Raw genomic sequence first — 25,234 nt, forward strand, 5'->3', positions numbered from 1 at the left:
GCGAACCGCCATGGATATCATCGCTCAAAACCCACGCAGCAACGATCCGGTCGAGAAGGGCATCGCCTCTTATCTCGACGAGATCATCGCGCTTCGCCATGACCTGCATCAATATCCGGAGCTGGCGTTCCAGGAGCTGAGGACCAGCAAGCTCGTGGCATCCCGCCTGTCCGCCTGGGGCTACGAGGTGGCTACCGGCATTGCCGGCACCGGCATTGTCGCCACCCTCAGGCGTGGTGACGGCAGAAAGCGGATCGGCATTCGCGCCGACATGGATGCGCTGCCGATCGAAGAGGCGACCGGTCTTGCCTATGCCAGCAGCAATCCCAACGTCATGCATGCCTGCGGCCATGACGGCCATACCTCGATCCTGCTGGCGGCTGCCCGCTATCTCGCAGAGAACGGCAATTTCAGCGGCACGCTGAGGCTGATCTTCCAGCCCGCCGAGGAAATCGGCGCCGGCGCCCGCAAGATGATCTCGGAAGGTCTGTTCGAGCGTTTTCCGGTCGATGCTGTCTTCGGGCTGCACAATTGGCCGGGTGTGGAGACGGGCCAATTCGGCTTCGTCAGCGGCCCGGCCATGGCCTCGGTCGACAAGGCGATCATCAAGATCGTCGGGAAGGGCGGCCATGGCGCCGAACCGCACAGGACCGTCGATCCGGTGCTCGCTTCCGCCTCCTTCATCACGGCTCTTCAGAGCGTCGTCTCGCGCAATGTCGACCCGCAGGACATGGCGGTCGTAACCGTCGGCTCGATCCATGCCGGCTCCGCCTCGAACGTCATCCCGGAAAGTGTCGAGATGCAGCTGACCATGCGGGCCTTCAGCGAGACGGTTCGCCAGCTGCTGCAGCAGCGCATTCCAGCCCTTGCCCGCGCCCAGGCCGAAAGCTTCGGCGCCGAGGCGAATGTGAATTATCGCCTCGGTTTTCCGGCCTTGGTCAATCACGCCAAAGAGACGGCGTTTGCCCGTGATGTCGCCTATGACGCACTCGGCCTCGCGGCGATCGAGAAGGATTTCCGGCCGAGAACCGCGAGCGAGGATTTTGCCTTCATGCTGCAGGCAAATCCCGGCAGCTACCTTTTCGTCGGCAATGGCGACAGCGCGCCTCTCCACAGCGCTCACTACAATTTCAACGACGCGATCATCGCGCCCGCCGCCCGCTACTGGGTGCGGCTCGCCGAAACCTTCCTCACTGATGACAACGGGTGACGAGCGATATGAGCGAAACGTTTCTCTATACGAGCCCTCTCGATCCGCGCGCCAAGCCGCTGATCGACGAATTGATCCACGAATATGACAGCCGCTACGGCACCTATTTCAATGCCGAAGGTGCCGCGGCCGAGCTCAACCGCTATCCCGCCGAAGCGTTTGCGCCGCCTCAGGGCAATTTCCTGCTGCTGATCCGTAATGGTGAAACCATCGGCGGCGGCGCCTTCAAGCATTATGACGAGCGCACGGCCGAGTTCAAACGCATCTGGACGCGTTCCGACCTGCGCCGCCAGGGGCTTGCCCGCAAGGTACTGGTGGAACTGGAGATCCAGGCCGCCCGCCAGGGCTACGGCCGTATCTACCTCACAACCGGTTTCCGCCAGCCGGAGGCCGTCGGCCTCTATCTGAAGGACGGCTACACCGCTCTCTTCGACACATCGGCCGACCCAGAGATCTACAAGAGCCTACCCTTCGAGAAGGATATCAGCCATCTGGCCGGGCTTGCCCTGGAGGATGTGGCGGCCGAACCGCGCCTGCGCGTGGCCGGCGCAAATCACTGAAAACGGCAAAGATCGACAATCATAAAAGGGAAGCGCAATGGCACTGACAACGGATTTCGTCGGTATCGACACCGGCAGCAGGAAGGTCGAATCGAAGCAGGATTATTCCCGTTACCGGATCGTGCCGGCACGCCATCCCGGCCGTCTGGCAGGCACGATCTTTGCCGCCGTCGTCATCATTGCCGTGCTCTATTCGACCTTCACCAATCCGCGCTGGGGTTGGAACGTCTTTGCCGAGTGGTTCTTTGCCGAGCCGGTGCTCGTCGGCCTCGGCAGGACGTTGCTCCTGACCGTGCTTGCCGCCATATCGGGTTCCATTCTCGGAACGGCGCTGGCGCTTGCCCGCGTCTCCAGGTCGCCGCTGCTATCGGGTCTTTCCTGGGGCTATATCTGGCTGCTGCGGTCGATCCCCGTCATCGTGCTGCTTTTGATATTGAATAATCTCGGCTATCTCTACGAAACGATCAAGATCGGCATTCCCTTCACCGATACGGTCTTCATCGACTATCCTACGGTGCAGCTGCTGACGCCTTTTGCCGCCGCTTTCCTCGGCCTCACGCTCAACCAATCGGCCTTTTTCGCCGAAATCGTCCGCGGCGGCATTCTGTCGGTGGATCATGGGCAGCTGGAAGCCGCCGCCGCACTTGGCTTGCCGCGCCGTCGCCAGGCCTTTCGCATCGTCCTGCCGCAGGCCATGCGATCGATCCTGCCGACCGGCTTCAACGAGCTGATCGGATTGGCGAAGAGCACGTCGATGGTCTATGTGCTGGCGCTGCCGGAACTCTTCTACACGGTGCAGGTGATCTATCGCCGCAATCTCGAAGTCATCCCGCTGCTGATGGTCGCGACCGTCTGGTATCTGATCATCATGACGGTGCTGTCGGTCGCGCAGCGCTATATCGAGCGCTACTTCTCCAAGGGCGCCGTGCGCAATCCGGCTCCGCTGCCCTTTCAGGCATTTTTCCAGCGCTTCCGCCGTCCGCTTCCTGTCGTCGATACGGCGACCGACATCGCGCGCAAGGTCGGATTCCGGGATGCGGCGGTCCTCAGGGCCGCAGGCGGCGCAGTGCGCATTCAAGGCATCTCCAAGAGTTTCGGCACTCTGAAGGTGCTTGACAATGTCGAGCTCAGCCTGCCGGCCGGCAGCGTGACCGCCATCCTTGGTCCGTCCGGCTCCGGCAAGTCGACGCTGCTGCGCGCCATCAACCATTTGGAGCGTGTCGACGAGGGTTTCATCTCGGTCGACGGCGATTTCGTCGGCTACAGCAGGAAGGGCGACACGCTCTACGAGCTCAAGGAGAAAGAGATCCTCCAGTCCCGCGCCGATATCGGCATGGTCTTCCAGAGCTTCAATCTCTTTCCGCATCTGACCGTGCTCGAGAACCTCATCGAGGCGCCGATCCAGGTTCGCGGAATCGGCCGCGAGGATGCCGTGCAGTTGGCGCAGGAGCTTTTGGCGCGCATCGGCCTCAGCGACAAGATCAACGCCTATCCGCGCCAGCTCTCCGGCGGCCAGCAGCAGCGTGTGGCGATCGCCCGCGCATTGGCGCTGCGTCCCAAGGTGCTGCTCTTCGACGAGCCGACCTCTGCACTCGATCCGGAGCTGGTCGGCGAGGTGCTCGACGTCATCAAGGAACTCGCCCGCACTGGCACGACGCTGGTTGTCGTCACCCATGAAATCGGTTTTGCCCGCGAGGTCGCCGATACCGTCGTCTTCATGGAAAGCGGCCGCATTCTGGAGGCCGGCCCGCCGGCCCGCATTTTCACGCAGGCCGAGCATCCTCGTACACGCGAGTTCCTCGCCAAGGTTCTCTAGCGCCCGATAGCGCTGGCGAAATGCCGGGCCGCGACGGGCTGCTCCGGTCGAATGACAACAGTCACAACCTGAAGATGAAATGGAGATGGGGCATGACATTTGCAGTTAAAGCAAGGCTTCTGATAGCAGGAGCCGTGACGGTTGCCGCGATCGGCTTCGGTTCGGCGCAGGCGCAGCAGAAATTCGATCTCGGCCCGGAACAGCCGAACCGGCTGCGGGTGGAAAAGAACGAGAAGCGCATTGCCGAAGTCAAGGACTTCAAATTCGTCGAAAACGGCGTCTTCACTGTCGGTATCAGCTCGAGCGGCAACCTGCCGCTGCATGATTATGCCTCCGATTCCAAGACGGTTATCGGCTACGACGTCGATCTCGCGCAGGTCATTGCCGACAGCCTCGGCCTGAAGCTCAATCTCGTTTCCGTCGCCTGGGCCGATTGGCCGCTGGGGCTGACGTCAGGAAAGTTCGACGCGGTGATCTCGAACGTGACCGTCACGGAAGAGCGCAAGGAGAAATTTGACTTCTCGACCTACCGGAAGGACGAGCTTGGCTTCTACGTCAAGGCAGATAGCCCGATCACGGCGCTCAAGCAGCCGAAGGATATCGCCGGCCTGAAGGTCATTACCGATGCCGGCACCAACCAGGAGAAGATTCTACTGGAATGGGACCGGCAGAACGTTGCGGCCGGCCTCAAGCCGATCGAGGTGCAATATTATGACGACGACGCGGTCAAGGATCTCGCCGTCCAGTCGGGCAGGGCCGACGCCATCTTCAGCGTCAACGCGACGCAGGCCTATTCGGCCGGCATCAACGGCAAGACCAAGCTCGTCGGTACCGTCAGCGGCGGCTGGCCGATCACCGCCGAGATTGCGGTCACCACTCGCAAAGGCAGTGGCCTGGCGGCGCCGGTGACCGATGTCGTCAACGACCTGATCGCCAACGGCGCCTATAAGAAGATCCTCGATACCTGGAATCTCGACCCGGAAGCGATCGACAAAGCGCAGACCAACCCGCCCGGCCTGCCGAAGAGCGGCTCCTGATCCTTGTCCGGCCGGCAGTATTCCTGCCGGCCATTCCTGCCTGCCAAATTAGGAGATTGAAGACGATGACTGCCTTCCCGGCATTCCGGACCCTGCTGATCGCCGCCATGACGTCCGGCCTTTCCTTCGGTGCAACCCGTGCCGCCGATGATTTCGACCTCAGCCCGCAGCAGCCGGGCAGGCTGCATGCTGCCAGGAACGAGGCGGCGATTGCCTCTATCCCTGTGGCATTCAAGTTCGTCACGCCGAGCAAGTTCACCATCGCCGTCAGCCCCGGCGGTCCTCCGCTTGCGACCTATGCCACCGACGCCAAGACCGTAGTCGGGGCAGATCCCGACTATGCCTACGCCATTGCTGACAGCCTCGGCCTGACGCTGGAGATCGTACCCGTTGCCTGGATCGACTGGCCGCTCGGCCTCGCCTCGGGTAAATACGATGCCGTCATCTCCAATGTCGGCGTCACCGAGCAACGCAAGGAGAAGTTCGATTTCTCCACCTATCGCCAGGGACTGCACGGGATCTTCGTGAAATCGGACAGTCCCGTTGCCTCGATCAAGGAGCCGAAGGATGCGGCCGGGCTTAGGATCGTCGTCGGCGCCGGCACCAATCAGGAGCGCATCCTGGTGAAATGGAGCGAGCAAGATGTCGCCGCAGGCCTGAAACCGATCGAGCTGCAATATTACGACGATGAGGCGACGAGCCTTCTGGCGCTGCAGTCGGGCAGGGCCGATGTCATCGTCCAGCCGCATGCGCAGCTCGTCTTCATCGCCGCGCGCGACAAGAACATCAAGCGGGTCGGCACGCTGAGCGCCGGCTGGCCGGATCGCTCGGATGTGGCGATCACCACGCGCAAGGGAAGCGGGCTGGCGGACGCGCTGACCATCGCTACCAACGGCCTGATCAAGGACGGCACCTACGCCAAAATCCTCGAGCACTGGCATCTTTCCGAGGAGGCCTTGCTGGCGTCCGAGACCAACCCGCCCGGCCTGCCGAAATACTGATCGTCTGATGGCAGCAGGAGAAGGGACGACATGAGTAGCCGCAATATATCCATCAGCCATATCGGCTTTCTCACCCCCGGCAATTATTCCGACGACGATCCGCTGTCGGGATTGGAGCAGACGCTTCAGCAGTTGCAATATGGCGAGGAGCTGGGCTTCGAGAGCGCCTGGGTCCGCCAGCGGCACCTGGAGCCGGGAATTTCTTCGGCGAGCGCCTTCCTGGCGGCGGCGACGCAGCGAACCAGCCGGATCGAGCTCGGAACCGCGGTCATTCCGATCGGCTATGAAAGCCCCTATCGGCTGGCCGAAGACCTGGCGACCGTCGACGTTCTCGCACGTGGGCGGCTGAACATCGGCGTCAGCGCCGGCCGGCCGCTGCACGCTGAGCTGATCGCCCCGCTTGTCTTCGACGGCGACTGGAGCGGTTGCGATTTCTCGCATGATCGCGTGCTGCGCTTTGCCGACAATCTGCGCGGCGCCTATCTCGGCGACGCGCAGACTTTGATCAAGACGCCCTTCGGTCCGCAGCGGCCGCGCCTGCAGCCTTACGCCAAGGGTTTGATCGACCGGATCTGGTACGGCGGCGGGTCGCAGCGTTCGGCCGCGTGGGCCGGCCGTAACGGCTTCAACCTGTTGACGGGCAATGTGATAGCGGGCGAGGGGACGGATGATTTCTTCGTTGCCCAATCGCGATTGATCGAAACCTTTCGTCGCGCGGGCAGCCATCGCCGCGTCGCAGTCGGCCGCGTCATCGTGCCTTTCGACAGCGCCGATGCGGCAACGCGCCGGCGGTATCGAGACTATGCCAATGGCCGCCACGAGCGGACGCTTTCGCCGCAGGGCGAACGGCGCACCTTGTTTGCTCGGGATGTCGTCGGCACGTCGGACGAGATATTGGAGCAGCTTTTCGCCGATCCCATCCTGCCCGAGGTGGGCGCGTTGCGGCTGGAGCTTCCCTACGAGTTCGAGCACGAGGAATATCGCCAGATCCTCCACGACTTCGTGACGACGATCGCACCGGAGCTCGGCTGGAAACGGCAGCCGGACATCCGGGTTGCGTCCTGACGGACGTCACGTCGGAACAACCATCTACGAGGAATTGATCAGTGACCAAAACCGTGGATTATTTCTTTTCGATCGGATCGCCCTGGTCCTACATCGGCTTCGACGCTTTCACCGAACTGGCAGCGAAGAACGACGTCGTCGTCACGCCCTATCTGACGACGGTCGTCGAGGAAAATGGCGGCATCTTCTCACGCAACCGCCCGGAAATCCGGCGCGCTTACTGGATGCGGGATCTCAAGCGCTGGGCGCGCGTCCGCGGCAAGGAGCTGCGGCTCGATCATCGCCCGGAGCTCGGCGATCCGACGCCGGCTTCCCTCTTCGTGATTGCAGCCTATCTCGACGGACAGGATTGGATCGGTGTTGCCCGCTCCCTCCAGCACGCCTTCTGGAGCGAAGCGAAGGATATCGGTAGGCCCGATGTGCGCGAGGCGATCGTCGTCGCCGCAGGTTTCGATGGCGCCGCCCTTCTCAGGCGGCAAGCCGACGACGATGTCCAAAACAAGTGGTCGGCGGACCGCGTCCATGCCCGTGACAGCGGCGTCTTCGGCTTCCCCACCTATGTCTATGATGGCGAGATCTATTGGGGACAGGACAATTTGCCTTTCCTCGAACGGCATCTTCACGGCGACAAGCCTTGATCATGGAGTCGCTCCTCCGTCGATCAGGGTGCAGCTTATGCGTGCTCACGCGACGGCGAACGTTTTTTTCAACGGCGCAAACAAGGAGAGATGCACATTCCTTTAATCTATGAATTTGATAGACAATAATTGAGGCAACCTAAAGAGAGGAAAACTCATGTCAGGTTTCAAACTCGTCGGCATTGCCGGCAGCTTCAATCGTCCATCGAAGACACTGGCGCTCGTGCGGCACGTCGCCGAACGTGCGAGTATTCGCTACGGATTTGCAAGCAAGACCTATGATCTGCATGATGTCGGTCCGTCGCTGGGCAGCGCCTTGTGGCGCAAGGACCTCGACGAGCAGGCCAGGCGGGTCGTCGACGAGATCGTGCAGGCCGATGCCCTCGTCATCGGCTCGCCAACCTACAAGGGTTCCTATCCCGGCCATTTCAAGCACCTGATCGACCTGATCGACCCGCAGGAGCTTCGGGGCAAGCCGATCATCATCACGGCGACAGGCGGCGGTGACCGGCATGCTCTGATGGTCGAGCATCAGCTTCGGCCGCTGTTCGGCTTTTTCATGGCCCATACGTTGCCGACGGCCGTTTATGCGTCCGATCGCGATTTCACCGATTATGCGGTCTCATCCGATCCGATTCTGAGCCGCGTGGGCGAGGTGGTCGGCGAATTGGCAGCCTTCTTTCCGGGCGCAAACCCGGCATTGGCGGCGGCGGAATAAGGACCGTCGCCATGGCCCGATCTCAGGAAGCAACGATCCCCGATGCGGAGCGGCCGGCCGCCGGCGAGCAATTGTGGAGCGTCTTCGAATTCGCCCGACGGTATCGGCTGGCGAAACGCGAGGAGAACCGTCTGCTGATGCTCTACGGACCGACCGCGTCGCTTCACGATCTTCTCGCCAATGCGCAACGCCATTCGCTGCTTTCGTAAAAAAGGTCGTGGAGAGCTGTGCAGCGGTTTGCGTGAACGACGCGCTTTAAACGATGCGTCGATTTAAAGAGTGAGAGCACGGCTCCAGCTGCAGAATATCGGTCCCTGACAGGAGGTTCGCATGACGCTTGATTTCCATTTGTGGCTGAAACGCGCGCTCGGTCTGCTCATGCCGAAGATGTCGAAGCCCGTAGACGCATTGTTCGCGCGGGACGACGAGCGCGACCTGTCCGCCCGAGAATACGAGCTTCACTATTGGGGCACTGTGCCCGGCCTTTGGTATTGAGGAGATAGCGTCATGGCAGTCGTCTTTGAGAGCGGCCTTGGTCGGCACGGTGGAAGCAGAACATCGGCGAGCCTCATGTCGCAATTTCGGCATGCGGTCGGGCTCTGCACGATCGCCGGATCCTTCACCTTCCTGTTTGCTCTGGTGATCGGGCTGATTCGATGAGCGAAGTCCTCATCCTTCCCGGCCTTTTCGGCTCTGGAGAAGGGCATTGGCAACACCACTGGCTGGAGGACCAGCCGGGCAGTCGTTGCGTCGCTCAAGATGACTGGGATCGTCCGAACCTCGAGGCTTGGCTGCCGCGGCTGGAAGGCGCGCTTGAAGAGGCCGGCGAGGCCTATCTGGTTGCCCATAGTCTCGGATGCCTGCTTGCCGCCCGCCTGGCGGGGCGAAGTGCGGCGCGCCGCGTCAAGGGGGCGCTGCTCGTCGCTCCCTGCGATCTGCAGGACACCGAAATTCTGCATCCGGGACATATCACGTTCGGCGGCATGCCGACGGCGCCTTTGCCTTTCCCCAGCATCGTCGTCGGCAGCATGAACGATGCCTATATGACGGTCGACCGGCTCAGCCTTTTCGGCCGTCTGTGGAACGCCGAGACCAGGAATATCGGCCTTGCCGGCCACATCAATGTCGCCAGCGGCTTTGGTCGCTGGCGCAGCGGTTACCGGCTGCTGGAGGCCTTGAAGACGCAGGCGCGCGGGCGCAGGCCCGCCGTTTCCATGCTGCCGGCCTTTGCGGTGTGAGACAGCGCAATGTCCGATATCGTCGCCGATCTCTTGCGCCTGAGTGAAGGTCCGAACGCCGATCCAAGGAGACGGCGCCGGCAGACGATGGAACGGTTGGTGCAGACGCTGCTGGCCATGGCCGATGCCGAAACGGGATCGGAAGATGCGCAGCATCGCACGTCGATCGTCCAACTGACGACGATCATCCGCGACATGACAGGAAGGATCGCAGAGGCCGATGATGCGACATTCTCGGCAATCGTCAGGGAAGCCGCGATGCTCCTGCGCAGCTTGCAACTGCGGCAGGCCGAGCCGGCCACATCCTCGGTGCATTGACGGATGAGCGACCTGGGGAGCACGATATTGATGACCGGACCGGGAATGGCTCTGACCGACGAACTCGTGTCGCTGAGCCTTCGCCCCGAGGTCGATGTCGGTCCGGAGCCGCACCGAAAACCGTTGACGGACGCGGAGCTGGAGATGCTTGCCGAGCGGCTCCTTCACGAGTCGGCGGGCGCGCCGCTTTGGATCTTCGCCTAAGGATCATTGATATGGAAGCCGGACTTTGACGCCGTCGAAGCGCAACATGGCGCCACACGAGGGTGGCACCGCTCCTTCTGCCTGGAGATGACCCGCTGGCGGGGAACGCGGGCGCAGCCCGGCCTGATGATGGCGCTCGACCGGGGTGGCCGTTGCAACGGCATCGTCTTCAGGCTCGCCGACGACGATCGCCTTGGCCAGCTCCCGCGGTTGATCCGGCGTGAGGTCGGCACGATGGACGACGCCGCGACGGTTCGCTGGATCCCGGTCGTGACTGCGCATGGGCTCGTGCGCGCGCTGGTTTTTTGGGCTGGCCCCAAGGGCGAGCGTGTTGCCCGCAAGTTGCCGCTGGAGACGGTGGCGCGGGTGTTGGCGCGCGCCTGCGGGCACATGGGCTCCTGCGCCGAATATCTCTATCTGACCGTGAAGCATCTGGAGGAACGCGGCATTCGGGACCGCAATTTATGGCGGCTTCAGCAACTGGTCGCAGCCGAACTCGTCGCCATACACGGGCTGAACGGGGCGACAGGCAGCCATTGAACATGGCTGCCTGTAGCCGTTCGGTCAGAGCTTGCCTTTCCAGGGGACGAGGAATGCCTCGAGGAACCGGATAGCGGCCGAGAAGGTGAAGGCGCAGATCGCAATGATGCCGATCCCGACGAAGACGACGTCGGTCGCCAGGAACTGCGATGCCGACATGATCATGAAACCGATCCCGCGCGTCGAGGCGATCAGCTCCGCCGCAACCAGCGTGCCCCAGCCGACACCAAGCGCAATCCGGATGCCGGTGAGGATCTCGGGCAGGGCGGATGGCAGGACGATGTCGAGGAAGAGCTGCAGCCGGCTCGCGCCGAGCGACCGGGCGGCATTGACGCGCTCGATCGGGAGAGACCGAACGCCTGCTTGAGCAGAGAGGCAGATCGGCGCGAACATCGCCAGCACTAGCAGCGTGATCTTCGACGTTTCGCCGATGCCGAGCCAGATGATCATCAGCGGCAGGTAGGAGAGGGGCGGAAGCGGCCAGTAGAACTCGATCGGCGCGTCGAGCACGCCTTTCGCCCAGCGGTTCAGTCCCATGAGCAATCCGAGCGGAATGCCGGCGGTGATGGCGATCAGGGCAGCGACGACGATGCGGAACAGGCTTGCAAAGACATGTTCGGAGAGCGACGCTCCGGCGTAACCGTCGCGATAGATGGCGCCGATCTGCGTCAGCACTTCATCCGGGCGCGGCAGAAACAGGTGCGGGACGACGCCGAGCGCGGATACGAGCCACCACAGCAGCAGGATCGCCAGGGCGGTGGCGATGCTGATGGCCACCGTGGATTTCTCGCCGGCGCCGAAGCTCGCCATTTTCACCAGCTTGACCTGACGGTCCTCTCTATGCGCGCCAATCGGCGGGGCCTGGACGATATCGCTCATGCCGCACTCCTCAAATCTTCGCTGCTGTGAAGGATGGCGCGGATTTCCTCGCGCAGTTCTGCAAATCGCGGCGACGCCTTGATCGAGCGGGCATCGCCGGTTTCGGCGAAGCGGCGGACAAAATCCAGATCGAAACGCGCCACGACACGCCCCGGCCGAGGCGACATGACGAGAACCTGGGTGCCGAGGAACAGGGCCTCTTCGATCGAATGGGTGATGAAGAAAATCTTCTTGGCCGTTTTATCCCAGATGGACACCAGTAGTTCCTGCATCTGCTCGCGGGTCAGGCTGTCGAGCGCGCCGAACGGTTCGTCCATCAGCAGAATGTCGGGATTTGTCGCGAGCGCTCGGGCGATGCCCACACGCTGGCGCATGCCGCCCGACAGTTCATAGGGAAAAGCGCCGGCGAATTCGTCGAGGCCAACGAGCCGGAGCAGTTCCAGGGCGCGGGCTTGCCGCTCCCTCCGATTGACGCCGGCGAATTTCAAACCGAGCGCGACATTGTCGGCAACCGTTTTCCACGGCAGCAGCGAGTCCTTCTGAAAAACGACGCCGCGATCGGCGCCCGGCCGTTCAACGGCCCGGCCATCGAGCGTGATCCGGCCATCGGAAATCGGGAGAAAGCCGGCAATCGCGTTGAGAAGGGTTGATTTGCCGCATCCGGACGCCCCGAGCGCAACCACGAAGCCCCGATCGGGAATATCGAAGGAGACGCGATCGAGCGCTTGGACGGTGCGTCCGTCGCGGGCTGAGAAGAAAACGCTGGCGTGGTCGACTTTAAGCATGGTGCCGCTCGCAGGTTGACCCTGGCGCGTACCGCGCCAGGGTCGGGGAGGATCAGTTGCTGACGCCGGTGAGCGCGTCTGCGGTGACGAAGGCGCCGTAATTTTCCAGCACATCGGAGACCTTGCCCTGCCCCTTCAGGAACGAAGCGGTGTCCTTGAGGATCTTGCCGGCCCCCGCCTTTTCGCCGCCGCCGAGCCAGGCGTCCGATGCCTGGACGTCAGGCGTCAGAAGCGTCAGGTTCTTCAGGGCCGATGCCTGCTGTTCGGGCGTGCCGCCGAGAAGCTTGGAGAGCGACTTGGCATTGTCGCTGTCGGGACCCCAGGCAGCTTTATCAGATGCGAAGGAGGCGTAATATTTGTTAATGACCGAGGCGAAGCCCTTCAGGAATTCCGGGTTGTCGCCGGCAAATTTCGAGGTCGCGACCCAGGCCGAGAATGTCGGGGCCCCCTTGTCTGCCACGTCCTTGGAGGTGACGAGCACCTTTCCGTTCTTCTTGAGCTCGGTCAGGGCCGGATCCCAGACGAAACCGCCGTCGATATCGCCGCGGTTATAGCTCGCGACGATTTCGGGCTGCGGGATGGCGAAGACCTGAACGTCTTTCTCGGTCAGCCCGAGCGATTTGATCAGCGCCAGGAGCTGATAATGGTCGGTGGAAACAGGCGCGGCGGCAAGCTTCTTGCCCTTCAGATCGTTCAGGCTGTCGATGCCGGATCCGTTGCGCACGACGAGCGCTTCGTCGATGCCGGAGATGGAGGCGAGGTAGAAAGCCTTGACCTCGAGCCCGCGCGAGACCGCAGCCGCAAACGGACTGGAGCCGACATAGCCGACCTGGACGTCGCCGGAGGCGATGGCCGCAAAGATCTCGGCGCCCGAATTGAACCTGCGGAAATCGATCTCATATCCCGTCGTCTTGGCGAATTCGCCGTTGGCGATCGCCACGGAAGACGGCAAGGCATCGGTTTGATAGCCGACGACGACCTTCTTGTCTGCCGCCTCAGCGATAACTGCCGTTGCAAGAGTGCCGACGCCGATCGCGATCGCGGCAACCAATTTTTTGAAATTCATCCTAAGCCCCTTTGTTTGAGGGCCACCCGGCCCCCTTGATCTCACCCTCAAAAGGGTAATCGTTGAGAATGGGCTGGCGGGAGAAATAACAAACTATATTTATAGACTATAGAGATAATTGTTTTCGTGATTCTGCCGCTGGTGCGATCAGCAGGGACCGGTGAGCGACACGGGGCTTGAATGACGAAATGTCTCGATGACGTTCTGAGCTTCAGGGAGAGTGCATTTGACATATGATGTTATCGTGGTTGGTTCCGGTTTTTCGGCGATAGCGGTTACCTGTAATCTCATCGAACAGCTTCCCGCTTCGGCGAAAGTCGCCGTCGTCGGCGACGATCCTGGCTTCGGCCGCGGGACGGCGTACCGGACGGAACTCTATCTCCATCGCCTCAATGTTCCCGCCGGCCGCATGAGCCTGTTGCCGCATCAACCCGACGACTTTGTCGACTGGCTGAAAAACCATGGACGTCAGTTGCAGGCCGGCGATTTCGCCTCGCGCGGCGATTACGGTCTTTATGTCAGGGATACGCTTGCGCGGCTGCTTCGAAAGCGGGACGGCCGTTGCCGGGTGGACTTCATCAAGGCCAAGGCGGCGGGATGCGTTGAACGTTACAGCAGCACGCTGGCATTCCATCTCGGCAATGGTGACGAGATTGCCGGGAAGAACGTGGTGCTCTGCCTCGGCGTGGGGAACGCGACCCTTCCGGTCGCTCCGGACGGAGTCCCGCCATCGCTGCGATCACGGATCATCGAGAACCCGTGGCGGCTCTCCTGGCTCAGGCGCGTCGCACCCTTCGATGCGGTCTGCATCCTCGGCTCCGGTTTGACGATGATCGATCAGGTTCTGGCACTTCGCGCCCACGGCCATCGGGGCAGGATCGACGTGCTTTCACGGCGCGGGCTTGCACCGCTCGGACATGCGAGGACGCCGCCGGCGCCTCTGCCGATCGACGTCGCGAGGCTCCCGGATACGATCAGCGGCCTATTGAAGACGTTGCGGGAAAAGAGTCGGGAGGTCGCCGACTGGCGGAGCGTGATGGACGGCCTGAGACCGGTCACGCAAATTCTCTGGCAACGGCTTTCGAGCGAGGAGCGGGCGCGTTTCCTGCGACATGCGCTTGCATGGTGGAACATCCACCGTCACCGGGTCGCGCCGGACGTGTTTTCCGCGTTCGAGAAACTGGTTTCGGACGGAACCGTTCGCTTCCACGCGGGCTTCTTGAAATCGCTGGAGGCCGGGGAAGACGGGCTCATCGCCTGTTACAGGGTCAGAGCGAAGGGGGAGATCGCAGAGATCCGGGCGGACTGGCTGGTCAACTGCACGGGTATGGAGCGCGCCGGGATCAGCCACTCGCCGCTTTTGAAGGAAATGAGCCGATTTCAGCTGATCGTTCCCGATCCTCTCGGCCTCGGCATCCAGGTGAATGCGGCTTCCGAAGTGACCGCCCCGTGTCGAATCTCGCCCGCTCGGCTGTTTGCCGTCGGCGCCTTGACTGCGGGGCAATTCTGGGAGATCACCGCCGTCCCCGACATTCGGGTACAGGCAAAGACCGTGGTCGAAGAGATTGTCAGAGCGCGGTCGAATTCCGATGCATAGGCTGACCATCCTGGGATCGGCACGGTGCTGTTGAATTGCCGGCCGCCGACAGTTACAGTATTTGGTAGGCCATAATACGATTCCTGAATTCGGCTGTCGCGGCAGAACGTGAGCGTGCGAAGTCAATCCAATACTGAGGTACAGCATGAGCGGTGCTCTGAAGGACGCAGCAATCAGGGTCGAGCGTCCTGCGAAGACATTGCGGGAATTGGCGCTCGACAAGGTCCGCGAGGCCATCGTCAATGGATATTTTCGTCCTGGAGTCCGGCTTGTCGAGCGTGACCTCTGCGCCCAGCTCGGCGTCAGCCGCACAGTCGTGCGCGAGGTTCTGAGACATCTGGAATCAGAAGGGCTGGTTGCCAATCTGCCCAACAAGGGACCGATCGTCGCCCAGCTGGATATCGACGAAGCCAGACAGATCTATGAGATCCGCGGTGCGCTCGAAGGCATGGCGGCGCGGCTGTGCGCCGAACGCGGCAGCCCCGAGATCGTCACAGCACTCGAGGAATCCCTGACCGCAATCCGCAACAGCTATCACGATAACGATATGGCGGGCGTGCTTGCCAATACCTCTTCCTTCTATCAAACGCTGTTCAACATGGTCGACAGGCATGTCGCCTGGGGCGTCGTCAACCTGCTGACCGTGCGCATCAACCACCTGCGCTCGATGACGATCAAGACGGAAAGGCGCAGCATCGAAGGGCCGCTGCAGATGTCGAAGATCATCGACGCCATCCGGCGCGGCGATGGCGAAGGAGCCCAGCGGGCGGCGATGGATCATGTGGCCGCCGCCTGCGCAATTGCCGAAGCGGTATTGTCGACGCAGAAGCCTGCCGAATAGGGCTGGAGCCGCCAGAGCTTTCTGTTGGACGTAGGCGGGCTGGGCGTGGTGGGCATATCGCTTGGTGTTAGAAGGCCGTCGCTGAATATTTTCTTCAGAAAGATGTTGATGGGCCGCCAGAGCCGGCGAGCGTTAGAACGGCTCGCGGCCTCATGCTTCCGGCCTCTCCCCGCGCAATGCTTCCGTTGTTACAAGCCGAGCGATCTTCTCGGATAGCGCAGGATTCGAGACAGCCCGGGCAAGAGTAACACCGCCGGTAAGCAGGGCGAGTAACACAATGGCCCTATCTTCCCGCGAGGAACCTTCAGGAGCGTCTGGTGCATCTGGGAGGCCAGCAGCGATTTCCGCGATGAGGCGCTCCAGTTTTTCGGTATAAGCATCTCGGGTTTCGTTGTCGGTGCGCATCACGTCGGCTGACAAAGTTGGCAATGCGCAGCTTTCGCCGAGATCGCAGGTCCGCTTGTAGCCCAAATAATAGTTGACGAAGGTTTTCAACCAGCCCCGTTTGTGTTGGGCCCTGAGGGCCGATATTCCCAGCCGCAACTCTTCCAACCCGGCAAGGACGGTAACGCGGAAGGCTTCGCTCTTGGATCGAAAATGCCCGTAGAAGGCACCGTTTGTCACTCCTGCTGCCTTTGTCAGTGCGTCGATCCCCGCACCACCATAGCCTTCTTTGCGGAACACCTGTCCAGCTGCGGTGATGACTTTCGCCTGAGTACGCTGCTTATGTTCAGCGCTGTAACGCATTTAAAACCCCATAAAGAGAGATCGCTCTCTTTTATATTGCATAGAGAGTTATTGCTCTCTACTGATAGAGAGCGTTCGGTACATATTGCATCCGGACATGTTGAAAACAAGGAGAGACCATGCCCATCACATTGACCATACCGGAAGGCCTGCTGTCCCCTAGCGCGCAAGCGGAGGCCTTTGCAGGGCTGACGGAGGCCGTCCTCGAGGTCTCCGGCCTCGATGGAAATGCGTTCATGACTTCGAATGTTGTCGGCTCGATCAACGTGCTTCCCAAAGAGCACGTGCTTGTGGCAGGGAAACCAGCGCAGGCAGCGTTCGTGGAACTGAAACTGCCCGAAATCGCCCTGGCGACGCCGGAAACGAAGAGAGCGTTTATCGAGAAGGCAACGGACGTCGTCGAACGCGCTGCGGCCGGGCGGCTCCGGCGCGAAAACATCTGGTCGAACATTGTTTATGCGCCCGAGGGAGCTTGGGGGATTGCCGGCCGCAGCTACAGCAATGCTGACCTGGTAAGCGCCATCACGGGGTCAGTTGCCTAGACGGTTGGACATCGGGAAAAGCCGGGCCAGAAGGCCCGGCAACTATAGGAATTTGATGTATGCAATTGGCCAACTATCTCTTCTTCACCACCCAGTGTGAGGCTGCGTTAGCCTTCTATACGGAATGCGGCCTTGGTCGGACAACGATTTTGATGCGCCACGGAGATCACGGCATTCCACTCGCCAGCGAGGAAATGAAGAGTAAGGTGATGCATGCCCGTTTCGAGGGACCGGGCATTTTGTTCTTCGCCTCGGACAATGACGACGCAGAGCCGATGAGAGGCTCTGCCCATATTCTCCTCCTGGACGATCGTGGCCGGACTAACGATCTGTTTGCGAAGCTAGCGGCTGGCGGCAAGGTGACGACGCCTCTCGCGATGCAGCCTTGGGGGAGCTACTATGGGAAGCTCACGGATAGGTACGGGGTTCAGTGGATGTTGGATTGCAAAGTCTAGAGCGATAGCGCTGGACGATGCTGGTCACCGTATTCTTGCCGATGCCAAGGTCGCGCGCAACCCAACGGTAGCTGCGGCCTTCAGTAATCAACGCCACGACTTTCGGTGCGAGCCGGTCTGATTTAGGGCGTTCGCCGGGTTGCGGCCAAGCCTTTTACCCGCGCCTTCGCTGCAGCAAGCCCGGATTCATCCGCTCACTGATAAGGTCACGCTCAAACTCGGCAATGCCAGAGGAAATGTTGCGAGCATGCGGCCATGGGGCGACGAGAGATCGAACGCCATTCCGTTCATGGTAATGGCCGAGACTTTCCCACCTCCAGTTCGCGAAGGGTGTGGAGCAGATCCACTGTGGAGCGGCCCCAGCGAAAAAGCTCTGTGACCAGCAGCGCGTCAGTCTGGCGCGCGGCTTGAAGCGGTTGGCGCGTGCCGCACGATGTCTCCAGCGATCTCGCAGGATACCGTCGGCAGCGCTATCGCATCGACACTTGTCGTTGCCTCCCGCATCACATTCTACGGGAACGATGAGAATTCAAACTCCAAGCTTGACACCCAACTTTGCTCGATGTGATGGTATGCCATAATCAATAATATAAGGCGGCATCATATGAACTGGGCCGGATCTCGACCTGCGTCTCAGCAGAAAGAAACTTGACACCCATATATTATGGTATACCATAATACGGAATAGAGAGACGAGGTGTTCCATGGCCATTCAAATTCGCAAGACGGGACTGCAGATCGAAACGACGCTGATTGAGGGCGGCAAGGCCGCGGCGGTGCCGCTGAAGCTGTTCACCGCCTTCGCGGTGGTGAACAATCCCTGGGCGGGACTTGGCTTTGTCGAGAACCTCAAGCCGGAAATCCATGCGGCGGCTCCCATTCTTGGCGAATTGCTGACCAAGATGATCATCGATGCGGTCGGGTCCGGCGAGGCTGTCGAAGCCTATGGAAAGGCTGCCGTCGTCGGCCTGAATGGCGAGATCGAACATGCCTCTGCGCTCATCCACACGCTGCGCTTCGGCAATTTTTATCGCCATGCCGTCGGCGCCAAGTCCTATCTCGCCTTCTGCAACACCCGCGGTCCTGCCAATGCACCGATCATGATCCCGCTGATGGACAAGAATGACGAAGGCCGCCGTTCGCACTACCTGACCATCCAGACCTCGATCCCCGACGCGCCTGCCGCAGACGAGATCGTCGTCGCTCTCGGCGCTTCGGTCGGCGGACGTCCTCACCACCGCATTGGCGACCGCTACCAGGATCTGAAGGACCTGGGGCAGGACGTCGCCAATCCTGCGGGCGTTTGAGGGAGCGCGTCTGAGATGCTGACAGCCGGATCGACGACGGGCACCGCTGCAGCAAAGAGCGCCGCCGCTGACTTGACCCGAAAGAAGACCGCAGGCGGAACGGCCTATCACGAGGCCGGCAGCGGTGAGCCGCTGGTTCTGATCCACGGCGTCGGCATGCGGCTCGAAGCCTGGGCTCCGCAGATCGCATTTCTGTCGGCCGGCCATCGTGTCATCGCCGTCGACATGCCGGGCCATGGCGAGAGTGCAAAACTGCCGGCGGGCAGCCGCCTCGAGGAGTTCGTCGCCTGGTTCGGGCGGTTTCTCGACGAGATGGCGATCGACGCGGCAAATGTTGCCGGCCACTCGATGGGCGCGCTGGTATCGGGAGGGGCGGCGGCGACGTTCGGCGAACGGATCAGACGTGTCGCCTACCTCAACGGCGTCTACAGGCGCGACCGGCAAGCAAAGGCCGCCGTGCTCGCACGGGCCGCGGCCATTCCGGTTACAGGCGTGGACAAGGAAGGTCCCTTGGCGCGCTGGTTCGGTGACGATCCCGATAGCGTCGTTGCGCGTGAATTGACACGGAAATGGCTCAACCTCGTCGATCCCCAGGGGTATGCTGTCGCTTACGCCGCCTTTGCCGGCGGAGACGAGACTTATGCCGATCGCTGGAAGGACGTCCAAGGTCCGGCCCTGTTCCTGACGGGGTCCGATGACCCGAATTCGACGCCCTTGATGGCAGAGCAAATGGCGGCGCTCGCGCCGAAGGGCTGGGCCCGTATCGTGGAAGGGCATCGTCACATGGTGAACCTGACCGCGCCTGATCTCGTCAATTCGCTGCTCGCTGAGTGGCTATCGTTCGGGGAGGATGGACGATGACAATGCAGACTGTCGACCCAAGAGCATTGCGAGATGCATTCGGGGCTTTTCCGACCGGCGTGACTGTCGTCACCGCCTGCGACGGGGATGGAAATCCGATCGGCTTCACCGCGAACTCCTTCACATCGGTCTCGCTCAATCCACCCTTGCTGCTCGTATGCCTTGCCAAGACCTCGCGCAATTTCGCCGTCATGACCGGCGCGGACCATTTCGCGATCAACGTGCTGTCGGAAACGCAGAAAGACGTGTCGAACACCTTTGCCCGACCGGTCGAACACCGGTTTGCGGCGGTCGAATGGGCCAAGGGATCGGCAGGCTGCCCGGTCTTCTCGAATGTGGCGGCCTGGTTCGAATGCGCCATGGAAGAGGTCATCGAGGCCGGCGACCACGTCATCCTGATGGGACGCATCGAATCCTTCGACAATAGCGGCCGCAATGGCCTCGGTTATGCCCGTGGCGGTTATTTCACCCCGACGCTCGCAAGCAAGGCGGTTTCCGCCGCAAGCGAAGGCAATATCGAACTTGCAGCCGTCGTTGAACGCCGCGGCGAGGTTCTGCTCCTCGGCGACGATGTGCTCTCCCTCCCAAGCATCGACGCCCATGACGGCAATCCGACCGAGGCGCTGGAAAAATATCTGGAGACGCTTACCGGGCTGAAGGTCAGCATCGGCTTTCTCTATTCGGTCTACGAGGGCAAGAGCGACGGCAAGCAGCACATTGTCTATCACGCCGTTGCCGGGGATGGCGAGCCTGCCGGCGGCAGGTTTGTAAAACCTGACGCACTGGCTGCGGCAAAGTTCAAGACCAGCTCGACCGCCGATATCGTCAACCGTTTCGCGATGGAAAGCTCGATCGGCAATTTCGGCGTCTATTTCGGTGACGAGACCGGCGGCAAAGTTCATCCCATTCCAGCCAAGGGCGCAAAAGCATGAAGTTCTCCCTCTTCGTCCATATGGAACGGCTCGACGCCAGCCAGAGCCATAAGAGCCTTTACGACGAATTTGTCGCGCTCTGCGAGATCGCCGACAAGGGCGGCATGCATGCGATCTGGACGGGTGAGCACCATGGCATGGATTTCACCATTGCCCCCAACCCGTTCGTGACCATTGCCGATCTGGCGCGCCGCACATCGCGGGCAAGGCTCGGCACGGGAACGGTGATCGCTCCCTTCTGGCATCCGATCAAGCTTGCCGGCGAAGCTGCCATGACCGACATCATCTGCGACGGCAGGCTCGATATCGGCATTGCGCGCGGCGCCTATTCCTTCGAATACGAGCGCCTGCTGCCCGGCCTCGACGCCTGGGGTGCCGGCCAGCGCATGCGTGAGCTCATCCCGGCGGTCAAGGGCATATGGGCCGGCGACTACGCCCATGACGGAGAGTTCTTCAAGTTCCCCGCGACGACGTCTGCGCCGAAGCCGCTGCAGCAGCCGAACCCGCCGATCTGGGTTGCCGCACGCGATCCGAACTCGCATGAATTTGCCGTCGCCAACGGCTGCAACGTTCAGGTCACGCCGCTTTGGCAGGGTGACGACGAGGTCCAGTCGCTGATGGAGCGCTTCAACGATGCTTGCGCCAAGAATCCCGATGTCGAGCGGCCGAAGATCATGCTGCTGCGCCACACCTATGTCGGCTCTTCTGAAGAAGACGTTGCCCAGGCGGCCCATGAACTCAGCGTTTACTACAACTACTTCTTCGCCTGGTTCAAGAATGAGAAGCCGGTGACCCAAGGGCTGATCGAACGGATCCCGGACGAGCAGATCCAAGCGAACGCGATGCTCTCAGATCAGGTCATGCGCACCAACAATGTCGTTGGCGACGCCGAGACCGTCATCAGCAGGCTCAAGGCCTATGAAGCCCTCGGCTACGACGAATATTCCTTCTGGATCGACACCGGCATGAGCTTCGAGCGCAAGAAGGCGTCGCTCGAACGTTTCATCACCGAAGTCATGCCGGCATTTCAGGAGTAGGACCATGCGGCCTTTCCAGCATTATATCGACGGCGAATTCTCGGATGGCGAAGCCTCCTACCCGAGCATCGATCCCGCGACCGGCGCGGTCTGGGCTGAAATGCCGGAAGCGCGTGAAGGGGATGTCGATCGGGCGGTCAACGCTGCCGACAGGGCACTTTACGAAGGCGCCTGGCCGAAAATGACGGCCACGCAGCGCGGCAAGCTGCTCTATAAGCTCGCCGACCTCGTTGCCGCCAATGCGCAGGTGCTCGCGGAGCTGGAAACGCGCGACACCGGCAAGATCATCCGCGAAACATCCGCGCAGATCGCCTATGTCGCCGAGTACTATCGCTACTATGCCGGCATCTCAGACAAGATCGAAGGCGCCTATCTGCCGATCGACAAGCCCGACATGGATGTCTGGCTGCGCCGCGAGCCGATTGGCGTCGTTGCCATGGTCGTGCCATGGAACAGCCAGCTCTTCCTGTCCGCGGTCAAGATCGGCCCGGCGGTTGCGGCCGGTTGCACCATGGTGGTCAAGGCCTCGGAAGATGGTCCGGCGCCGCTGCTCGAATTCGCCCGCCTCGTGCACGAAGCGGGCTTTCCCGCTGGCGTCGTCAACATCATCACCGGTTTCGGCGCCTCCTGCGGTGCGGCCCTCGGCCGTCACCCGAAGGTCGCCCACGTCGCCTTCACCGGCGGTCCCGAGACCGCCCGGCACGTCGTTCGCAACTCGGCCGAAAACCTCGCTTCGACATCGCTGGAACTCGGCGGCAAGTCGCCTTTCATCGTCTTTGCCGATGCCGACCTCGAAAGTGCTGCCAACGCTCAGGTCGCCGGCATCTTCGCCGCAACGGGACAAAGCTGCGTTGCCGGATCGCGGCTGATCGTCGAACGCAGCATCAAGGACAAATTTGTCGCGCTGCTGCGTGAGAAGGCGGAGGCGATCCGGATCGGCGCGCCGCTCGATATGGCGACCGAAGTGGGCCCGCTTGCCACCAGGCGCCAGCAGGACAATATCGGCGCCCTCGTCGAGAGGTCGATCGAAAGCGGCGCCCGTCTCGTCACCGGCGGGCGCAAGATCGACGGCGAAGGCTTTTACTTCGCGCCGACGATTCTCGATTGCGACGATGTCGCCTCGCCCTCGCTGATCGAGGAATTCTTCGGCCCGGTCCTCTCCGTCGTGTCCTTCGAGACCGAGGCCGAGGCGCTGCGGCTTGCCAACGACACCCGCTACGGCCTGGCCTCCGGCGTTTTCACCCAGAACCTCACCCGGGCGCACCGGCTGATGAAGAGCATTCGCGCCGGCATCGTCTGGGTCAACACCTACCGCGCCGTATCGCCGATCGCGCCCTTTGGCGGCTTCGGCCTGTCGGGCCACGGCAGGGAAGGCGGCATGGCCGCAGCCCTCGACTATACCCGCACCAAGACGATCTGGCTGAGGACCTCCGACGATCCGATCCCCGATCCCTTCGTGATGAGGTGACGCCGATGTTTTACGAAATCCGCACCTATCGGCTGAAGAACGGCACGATCCCGCAATATCTCAAGGTCGTCGAGGAAGAAGGAATCGAGATCCAGAAGAGCCATCTCGGCCGGCTCGTCGGCTACTTCTTCTCGGAGATCGGGACGATCAACGAGATCGTCCACATCTGGGCCTTCACAAGCTTGGACGACCGGGAGGCAAGGCGCCAGCGGCTTCTGGCCGATCCCCGATGGCAGGCCTTCCTGCCAAAGATTCGCGATCTCATCGAGGTGGCGGAAAACAAGATTATGAAGCCGGCAAGCTTTTCTCCCAGGGGCGAGGCGCACTGACGGCATAAGGCATAACCCGTAGGACAAACCAAAACAGGGATAAGGGAACATGAAAACGACATTTGCATTCGCGGCGGTTGCCGCATTCGTTGCGGTCTCCGCGCCGGCCAAAGCCGACAACATGGTCTTCTCCAGCTGGGGTGGGACGACCCAGGACGCGCAGAAGGCGGCATGGGCGAGCCCGTTCACCGAAAAGTCCGGCATCACCGTCGTTCAGGACGGCCCGACCGACTACGGCAAGCTCAAGGCCATGGTCGAGGCCGGCGAAGTCACCTGGGACGTCGTCGACGTCGAAGGCGATTATGCCGCCCAGGCCGGAAAGAACGGCCAGCTCGAGAAGCTCGACTTCTCCGTCATCGACAAATCCAAGCTCGACCCGCGCTTCGTCACCGACTATTCGGTCGGGAGCTTCTATTATTCCTTCGTCATCGGCTGCAATGCCGACGCCGTTAAAGCCTGCCCGAAGACATGGGCGGACCTGTTCGACACAGCGAAATTCCCGGGCAAGCGCACATTCTACAAGTGGTCGGCTCCCGGCGTGATCGAAGCGGCGCTGCTTGCCGACGGCGTGGCTGCCGACAAGCTCTATCCGCTGGATCTGGACCGTGCTTTCAAGAAGCTCGACACGATCAAGTCCGATATCATCTGGTGGTCGGGCGGCGCCCAGTCGCAACAGCTCCTGGCATCCGCCGAAGCGCCCTTCGGCAGCGTCTGGAACGGCCGCATGACGGCGCTTGCTGCGACCGGCATCAAGGTCGAAACCTCCTGGGAACAGAACATCACCGCCGCCGATGCGCTCGTCGTGCCGAAGGGTTCGGCGAATGTCGACGCTGCGATGAAGTTCATTGCACTGGCGACCTCGGCCGAACCGCAGGCAGCCCTGGCAAAAGCCACCGGCTATGCGCCGATCAACGTCGATTCGGCCAAGCTGATGGACCCGGAAACGGCCAAGACCCTGCCGGACCAGCAGACCGCAAGCCAGGTCAACGCCGATATGAACTACTGGGCTGATAACCGCGATGCCATTGGCGAGAAGTGGTACGCTTGGCAGGCGAAATAAGACTGAAGCTTAAGATCAACGGGCACGGCGAAGGTCGCCGTGCCCCGCAGCGCCAGTGCCAATCGGTTGCACCCCCGGCGCCCGCGGATTGACGGGTGGGAAGGACTGTCATGTCGACGTATAGCGATGCCTCCGGCGTAATTGCGCCCTTGCCGAAGATACGCAGGCCAACAGGGTTTAGCGGAGTCGTTCCGGCTTTCGCCTTCGTCGGCATCTTTTTCGTCGTGCCGGTGGCGATACTGCTGCTGCGAAGCGTGCTGGAACCCGTGCCCGGTCTCGGAAACTATGCGCAGCTGATCGGGTCTTCGACCTATCTGAAGATTTTCGCCAATTCATTCATCGTCTCCGGTCTCGTCACGGTGATTTCGCTCGCGGTCGGTTTTCCGGTCGCCTGGGCGCTGGCGATCATGCCCGGACGGCTGACCTCGGTGATCTTTGCGATCCTGCTCCTGTCGATGTGGACCAACCTGCTCGCCCGCACCTATGCCTGGATGGTGCTGCTGCAGCGGACCGGGCTGATCAACAAGATGCTGATGGGAATGGGGCTGATCGACCAGCCCTTAGCGCTCGTCAACAATCTGACCGGCGTGACGATCGGCATGACCTATATCATGCTGCCTTTCATCATCCTGCCGCTCTATGGCGTGATAAAGAAGATCGACCCGTCGATCCTGCAGGCGGCGGCCCTTTGCGGCGCCAACCGCTGGCAGTGTCTGACGCGGGTTCTACTGCCCCTGGCCACACCCGGCATGGCGGCCGGCGCCCTGATGGTCTTCGTCATGTCGCTCGGTTATTTCGTTACGCCCTCGCTTCTCGGCGGTACCGCCAACATGATGCTCGCAGAACTGATCGCGCAGTTCGTGCAGTCGCTGGTCAACTGGGGAATGGGCGGCGCCGCCGCACTGGTTCTCCTGGTGGTGACCCTGTCGCTTTATGCCGTGCAGCTGCGTTTTTTCGGCAACCAGAACCCGGGAGGGCGTTGA

The 25,234-nt window shown here is 61.5% G+C and carries 29 protein-coding genes and 1 pseudogene; 26 read left to right on the forward strand and 4 right to left on the reverse strand.

The window, feature by feature from the left end; all coding sequences use genetic code 11:
- Window positions 1-10: 10 nt before the first annotated feature.
- The 14 genes and pseudogenes from ATY29_RS17695 (at window position 11) to ATY29_RS17750 (ending at window position 10,345) form a co-directional block, all read left to right on the forward strand.
- Window positions 11-1,210 (forward strand): M20 aminoacylase family protein, encoded by a 1,200-nt coding sequence (locus ATY29_RS17695; RefSeq protein ID WP_097532868.1) that lies wholly within the window; start codon window positions 11-13, stop codon window positions 1,208-1,210.
- Window positions 1,207-1,770 (forward strand): GNAT family N-acetyltransferase, encoded by a 564-nt coding sequence (locus ATY29_RS17700; protein ID WP_037092698.1) that lies wholly within the window; start codon window positions 1,207-1,209, stop codon window positions 1,768-1,770. Before ATY29_RS17695 ends, ATY29_RS17700 begins: the two co-directional genes overlap by 4 nt.
- Window positions 1,771-1,807: 37 nt before the next feature.
- Window positions 1,808-3,586: an amino acid ABC transporter permease/ATP-binding protein gene (locus ATY29_RS38205; protein WP_097532869.1), complete on the forward strand. Its 1,779-nt coding sequence runs from the start codon at window positions 1,808-1,810 to the stop codon at window positions 3,584-3,586.
- Window positions 3,587-3,678: 92 nt separating this feature from the next.
- Window positions 3,679-4,623, forward strand: a complete 945-nt coding sequence (locus ATY29_RS17710) for an ABC transporter substrate-binding protein (protein ID WP_097533074.1) — start codon at window positions 3,679-3,681, stop codon at window positions 4,621-4,623.
- 65 nt (window positions 4,624-4,688) lie between these two features.
- A complete protein-coding gene (locus ATY29_RS17715) occupies window positions 4,689-5,624 on the forward strand; it encodes an ABC transporter substrate-binding protein (RefSeq protein WP_097532870.1) in 936 nt (311 codons plus the stop codon).
- Between the two features lie 30 nt (window positions 5,625-5,654).
- Window positions 5,655-6,689, forward strand: coding sequence for an LLM class flavin-dependent oxidoreductase (locus ATY29_RS17720; RefSeq protein ID WP_097532871.1), 1,035 nt, complete (start codon window positions 5,655-5,657; stop codon window positions 6,687-6,689).
- Between the two features lie 41 nt (window positions 6,690-6,730).
- A complete protein-coding gene (locus tag ATY29_RS17725) occupies window positions 6,731-7,327 on the forward strand; it encodes a 2-hydroxychromene-2-carboxylate isomerase (RefSeq protein ID WP_097532872.1) in 597 nt (198 codons plus the stop codon).
- A gap of 157 nt (window positions 7,328-7,484) precedes the next feature.
- The gene (gene msuE, locus ATY29_RS17730; RefSeq protein ID WP_025417775.1) at window positions 7,485-8,045 is read left to right on the forward strand and encodes an FMN reductase; all 561 of its coding nucleotides are present in this window, start codon (window positions 7,485-7,487) and stop codon (window positions 8,043-8,045) included.
- A gap of 11 nt (window positions 8,046-8,056) precedes the next feature.
- Complete coding sequence (locus tag ATY29_RS17735; protein WP_025417776.1) at window positions 8,057-8,254, forward strand: hypothetical protein; 198 nt, start codon at window positions 8,057-8,059, stop codon at window positions 8,252-8,254.
- A 121-nt stretch (window positions 8,255-8,375) separates the two neighbouring features.
- Window positions 8,376-8,540: a hypothetical protein gene (locus ATY29_RS36925; protein WP_165779350.1), complete on the forward strand. Its 165-nt coding sequence runs from the start codon at window positions 8,376-8,378 to the stop codon at window positions 8,538-8,540.
- 12 nt (window positions 8,541-8,552) lie between these two features.
- The gene (locus ATY29_RS36930) at window positions 8,553-8,705 is read left to right on the forward strand and encodes a hypothetical protein (RefSeq protein WP_165779351.1); all 153 of its coding nucleotides are present in this window, start codon (window positions 8,553-8,555) and stop codon (window positions 8,703-8,705) included.
- The gene (locus ATY29_RS17740; RefSeq protein WP_097532873.1) at window positions 8,702-9,283 is read left to right on the forward strand and encodes an RBBP9/YdeN family alpha/beta hydrolase; all 582 of its coding nucleotides are present in this window, start codon (window positions 8,702-8,704) and stop codon (window positions 9,281-9,283) included. The genes ATY29_RS36930 and ATY29_RS17740 overlap by 4 nt, the downstream gene beginning before the upstream one ends.
- A 9-nt stretch (window positions 9,284-9,292) precedes the next feature.
- Complete coding sequence (locus ATY29_RS17745) at window positions 9,293-9,601, forward strand: hypothetical protein (RefSeq protein WP_097532874.1); 309 nt, start codon at window positions 9,293-9,295, stop codon at window positions 9,599-9,601.
- A 3-nt stretch (window positions 9,602-9,604) separates the two neighbouring features.
- Window positions 9,605-10,345, forward strand: a pseudogene (locus ATY29_RS17750) (gamma-glutamylcyclotransferase).
- Window positions 10,346-10,369: 24 nt separating this feature from the next.
- Here the strand turns inward: ATY29_RS17750 and ATY29_RS17755 are convergent.
- Genes ATY29_RS17755 through tauA form a run of 3 tightly spaced genes read right to left on the reverse strand, consistent with a single transcriptional unit; the run spans window position 10,370 to window position 13,075 of the window.
- Window positions 10,370-11,224, reverse strand: a complete 855-nt coding sequence (locus ATY29_RS17755; protein ID WP_097532875.1) for an ABC transporter permease subunit — start codon at window positions 11,222-11,224, stop codon at window positions 10,370-10,372.
- On the reverse strand, window positions 11,221-12,009 hold the full coding sequence (locus tag ATY29_RS17760) for a taurine ABC transporter ATP-binding protein (protein WP_097532876.1): 789 nt from the start codon (window positions 12,007-12,009) through the stop codon (window positions 11,221-11,223). Before ATY29_RS17760 ends, ATY29_RS17755 begins: the two co-directional genes overlap by 4 nt.
- 52 nt (window positions 12,010-12,061) lie before the next feature.
- Window positions 12,062-13,075 (reverse strand): taurine ABC transporter substrate-binding protein, encoded by a 1,014-nt coding sequence (tauA, locus tag ATY29_RS17765; RefSeq protein ID WP_097532877.1) that lies wholly within the window; start codon window positions 13,073-13,075, stop codon window positions 12,062-12,064.
- A gap of 220 nt (window positions 13,076-13,295) precedes the next feature.
- Between tauA and ATY29_RS17770 the strand changes: the two genes are divergently transcribed.
- The gene (locus ATY29_RS17770) at window positions 13,296-14,672 is read left to right on the forward strand and encodes an FAD/NAD(P)-binding protein (protein ID WP_193550365.1); all 1,377 of its coding nucleotides are present in this window, start codon (window positions 13,296-13,298) and stop codon (window positions 14,670-14,672) included.
- 145 nt (window positions 14,673-14,817) lie between these two features.
- A complete protein-coding gene (locus tag ATY29_RS17775) occupies window positions 14,818-15,513 on the forward strand; it encodes a GntR family transcriptional regulator (protein ID WP_097532879.1) in 696 nt (231 codons plus the stop codon).
- 150 nt (window positions 15,514-15,663) lie between these two features.
- On the opposite strand, the gene ATY29_RS17780 is transcribed toward ATY29_RS17775, so the two are convergent.
- Window positions 15,664-16,260 carry a TetR/AcrR family transcriptional regulator gene (locus tag ATY29_RS17780; protein WP_097532880.1) on the reverse strand — a complete coding sequence of 199 codons (597 nt, stop codon included), beginning with the start codon at window positions 16,258-16,260 and terminating at the stop codon, window positions 15,664-15,666.
- 119 nt (window positions 16,261-16,379) lie between these two features.
- On the opposite strand from ATY29_RS17780, the gene ATY29_RS17785 reads away from it, so the two are divergent.
- From ATY29_RS17785 to ATY29_RS17835, 10 genes are all read left to right on the forward strand, one after another.
- Window positions 16,380-16,802, forward strand: a complete 423-nt coding sequence (locus ATY29_RS17785; protein ID WP_097532881.1) for a tautomerase family protein — start codon at window positions 16,380-16,382, stop codon at window positions 16,800-16,802.
- A 59-nt stretch (window positions 16,803-16,861) separates the two neighbouring features.
- The gene (locus ATY29_RS17790; RefSeq protein WP_097532882.1) at window positions 16,862-17,257 is read left to right on the forward strand and encodes a VOC family protein; all 396 of its coding nucleotides are present in this window, start codon (window positions 16,862-16,864) and stop codon (window positions 17,255-17,257) included.
- Between the two features lie 704 nt (window positions 17,258-17,961).
- On the forward strand, window positions 17,962-18,564 hold the full coding sequence (locus ATY29_RS17800; protein WP_025417784.1) for an amino acid synthesis family protein: 603 nt from the start codon (window positions 17,962-17,964) through the stop codon (window positions 18,562-18,564).
- A 15-nt stretch (window positions 18,565-18,579) separates the two neighbouring features.
- A complete protein-coding gene (locus ATY29_RS17805) occupies window positions 18,580-19,425 on the forward strand; it encodes an alpha/beta fold hydrolase (protein ID WP_097532883.1) in 846 nt (281 codons plus the stop codon).
- The gene (locus ATY29_RS17810; protein WP_097532884.1) at window positions 19,422-20,357 is read left to right on the forward strand and encodes a flavin reductase family protein; all 936 of its coding nucleotides are present in this window, start codon (window positions 19,422-19,424) and stop codon (window positions 20,355-20,357) included. Before ATY29_RS17805 ends, ATY29_RS17810 begins: the two co-directional genes overlap by 4 nt.
- On the forward strand, window positions 20,354-21,394 hold the full coding sequence (locus ATY29_RS17815) for an LLM class flavin-dependent oxidoreductase (protein ID WP_097532885.1): 1,041 nt from the start codon (window positions 20,354-20,356) through the stop codon (window positions 21,392-21,394). Before ATY29_RS17810 ends, ATY29_RS17815 begins: the two co-directional genes overlap by 4 nt.
- A 4-nt stretch (window positions 21,395-21,398) precedes the next feature.
- Window positions 21,399-22,862: an aldehyde dehydrogenase gene (locus ATY29_RS17820; RefSeq protein WP_097532886.1), complete on the forward strand. Its 1,464-nt coding sequence runs from the start codon at window positions 21,399-21,401 to the stop codon at window positions 22,860-22,862.
- A 5-nt stretch (window positions 22,863-22,867) separates the two neighbouring features.
- Window positions 22,868-23,191, forward strand: coding sequence for an NIPSNAP family protein (locus ATY29_RS17825; protein WP_097532887.1), 324 nt, complete (start codon window positions 22,868-22,870; stop codon window positions 23,189-23,191).
- Between the two features lie 49 nt (window positions 23,192-23,240).
- Window positions 23,241-24,251: an ABC transporter substrate-binding protein gene (locus tag ATY29_RS17830; RefSeq protein WP_097532888.1), complete on the forward strand. Its 1,011-nt coding sequence runs from the start codon at window positions 23,241-23,243 to the stop codon at window positions 24,249-24,251.
- A 110-nt stretch (window positions 24,252-24,361) separates the two neighbouring features.
- Window positions 24,362-25,234 (forward strand): ABC transporter permease, encoded by an 873-nt coding sequence (locus ATY29_RS17835; protein WP_097532889.1) that lies wholly within the window; start codon window positions 24,362-24,364, stop codon window positions 25,232-25,234.

This window comes from Rhizobium hidalgonense, from assembly GCF_002914525.1.
GTDB classification, from domain to species: domain Bacteria; phylum Pseudomonadota; class Alphaproteobacteria; order Rhizobiales; family Rhizobiaceae; genus Rhizobium; species Rhizobium hidalgonense.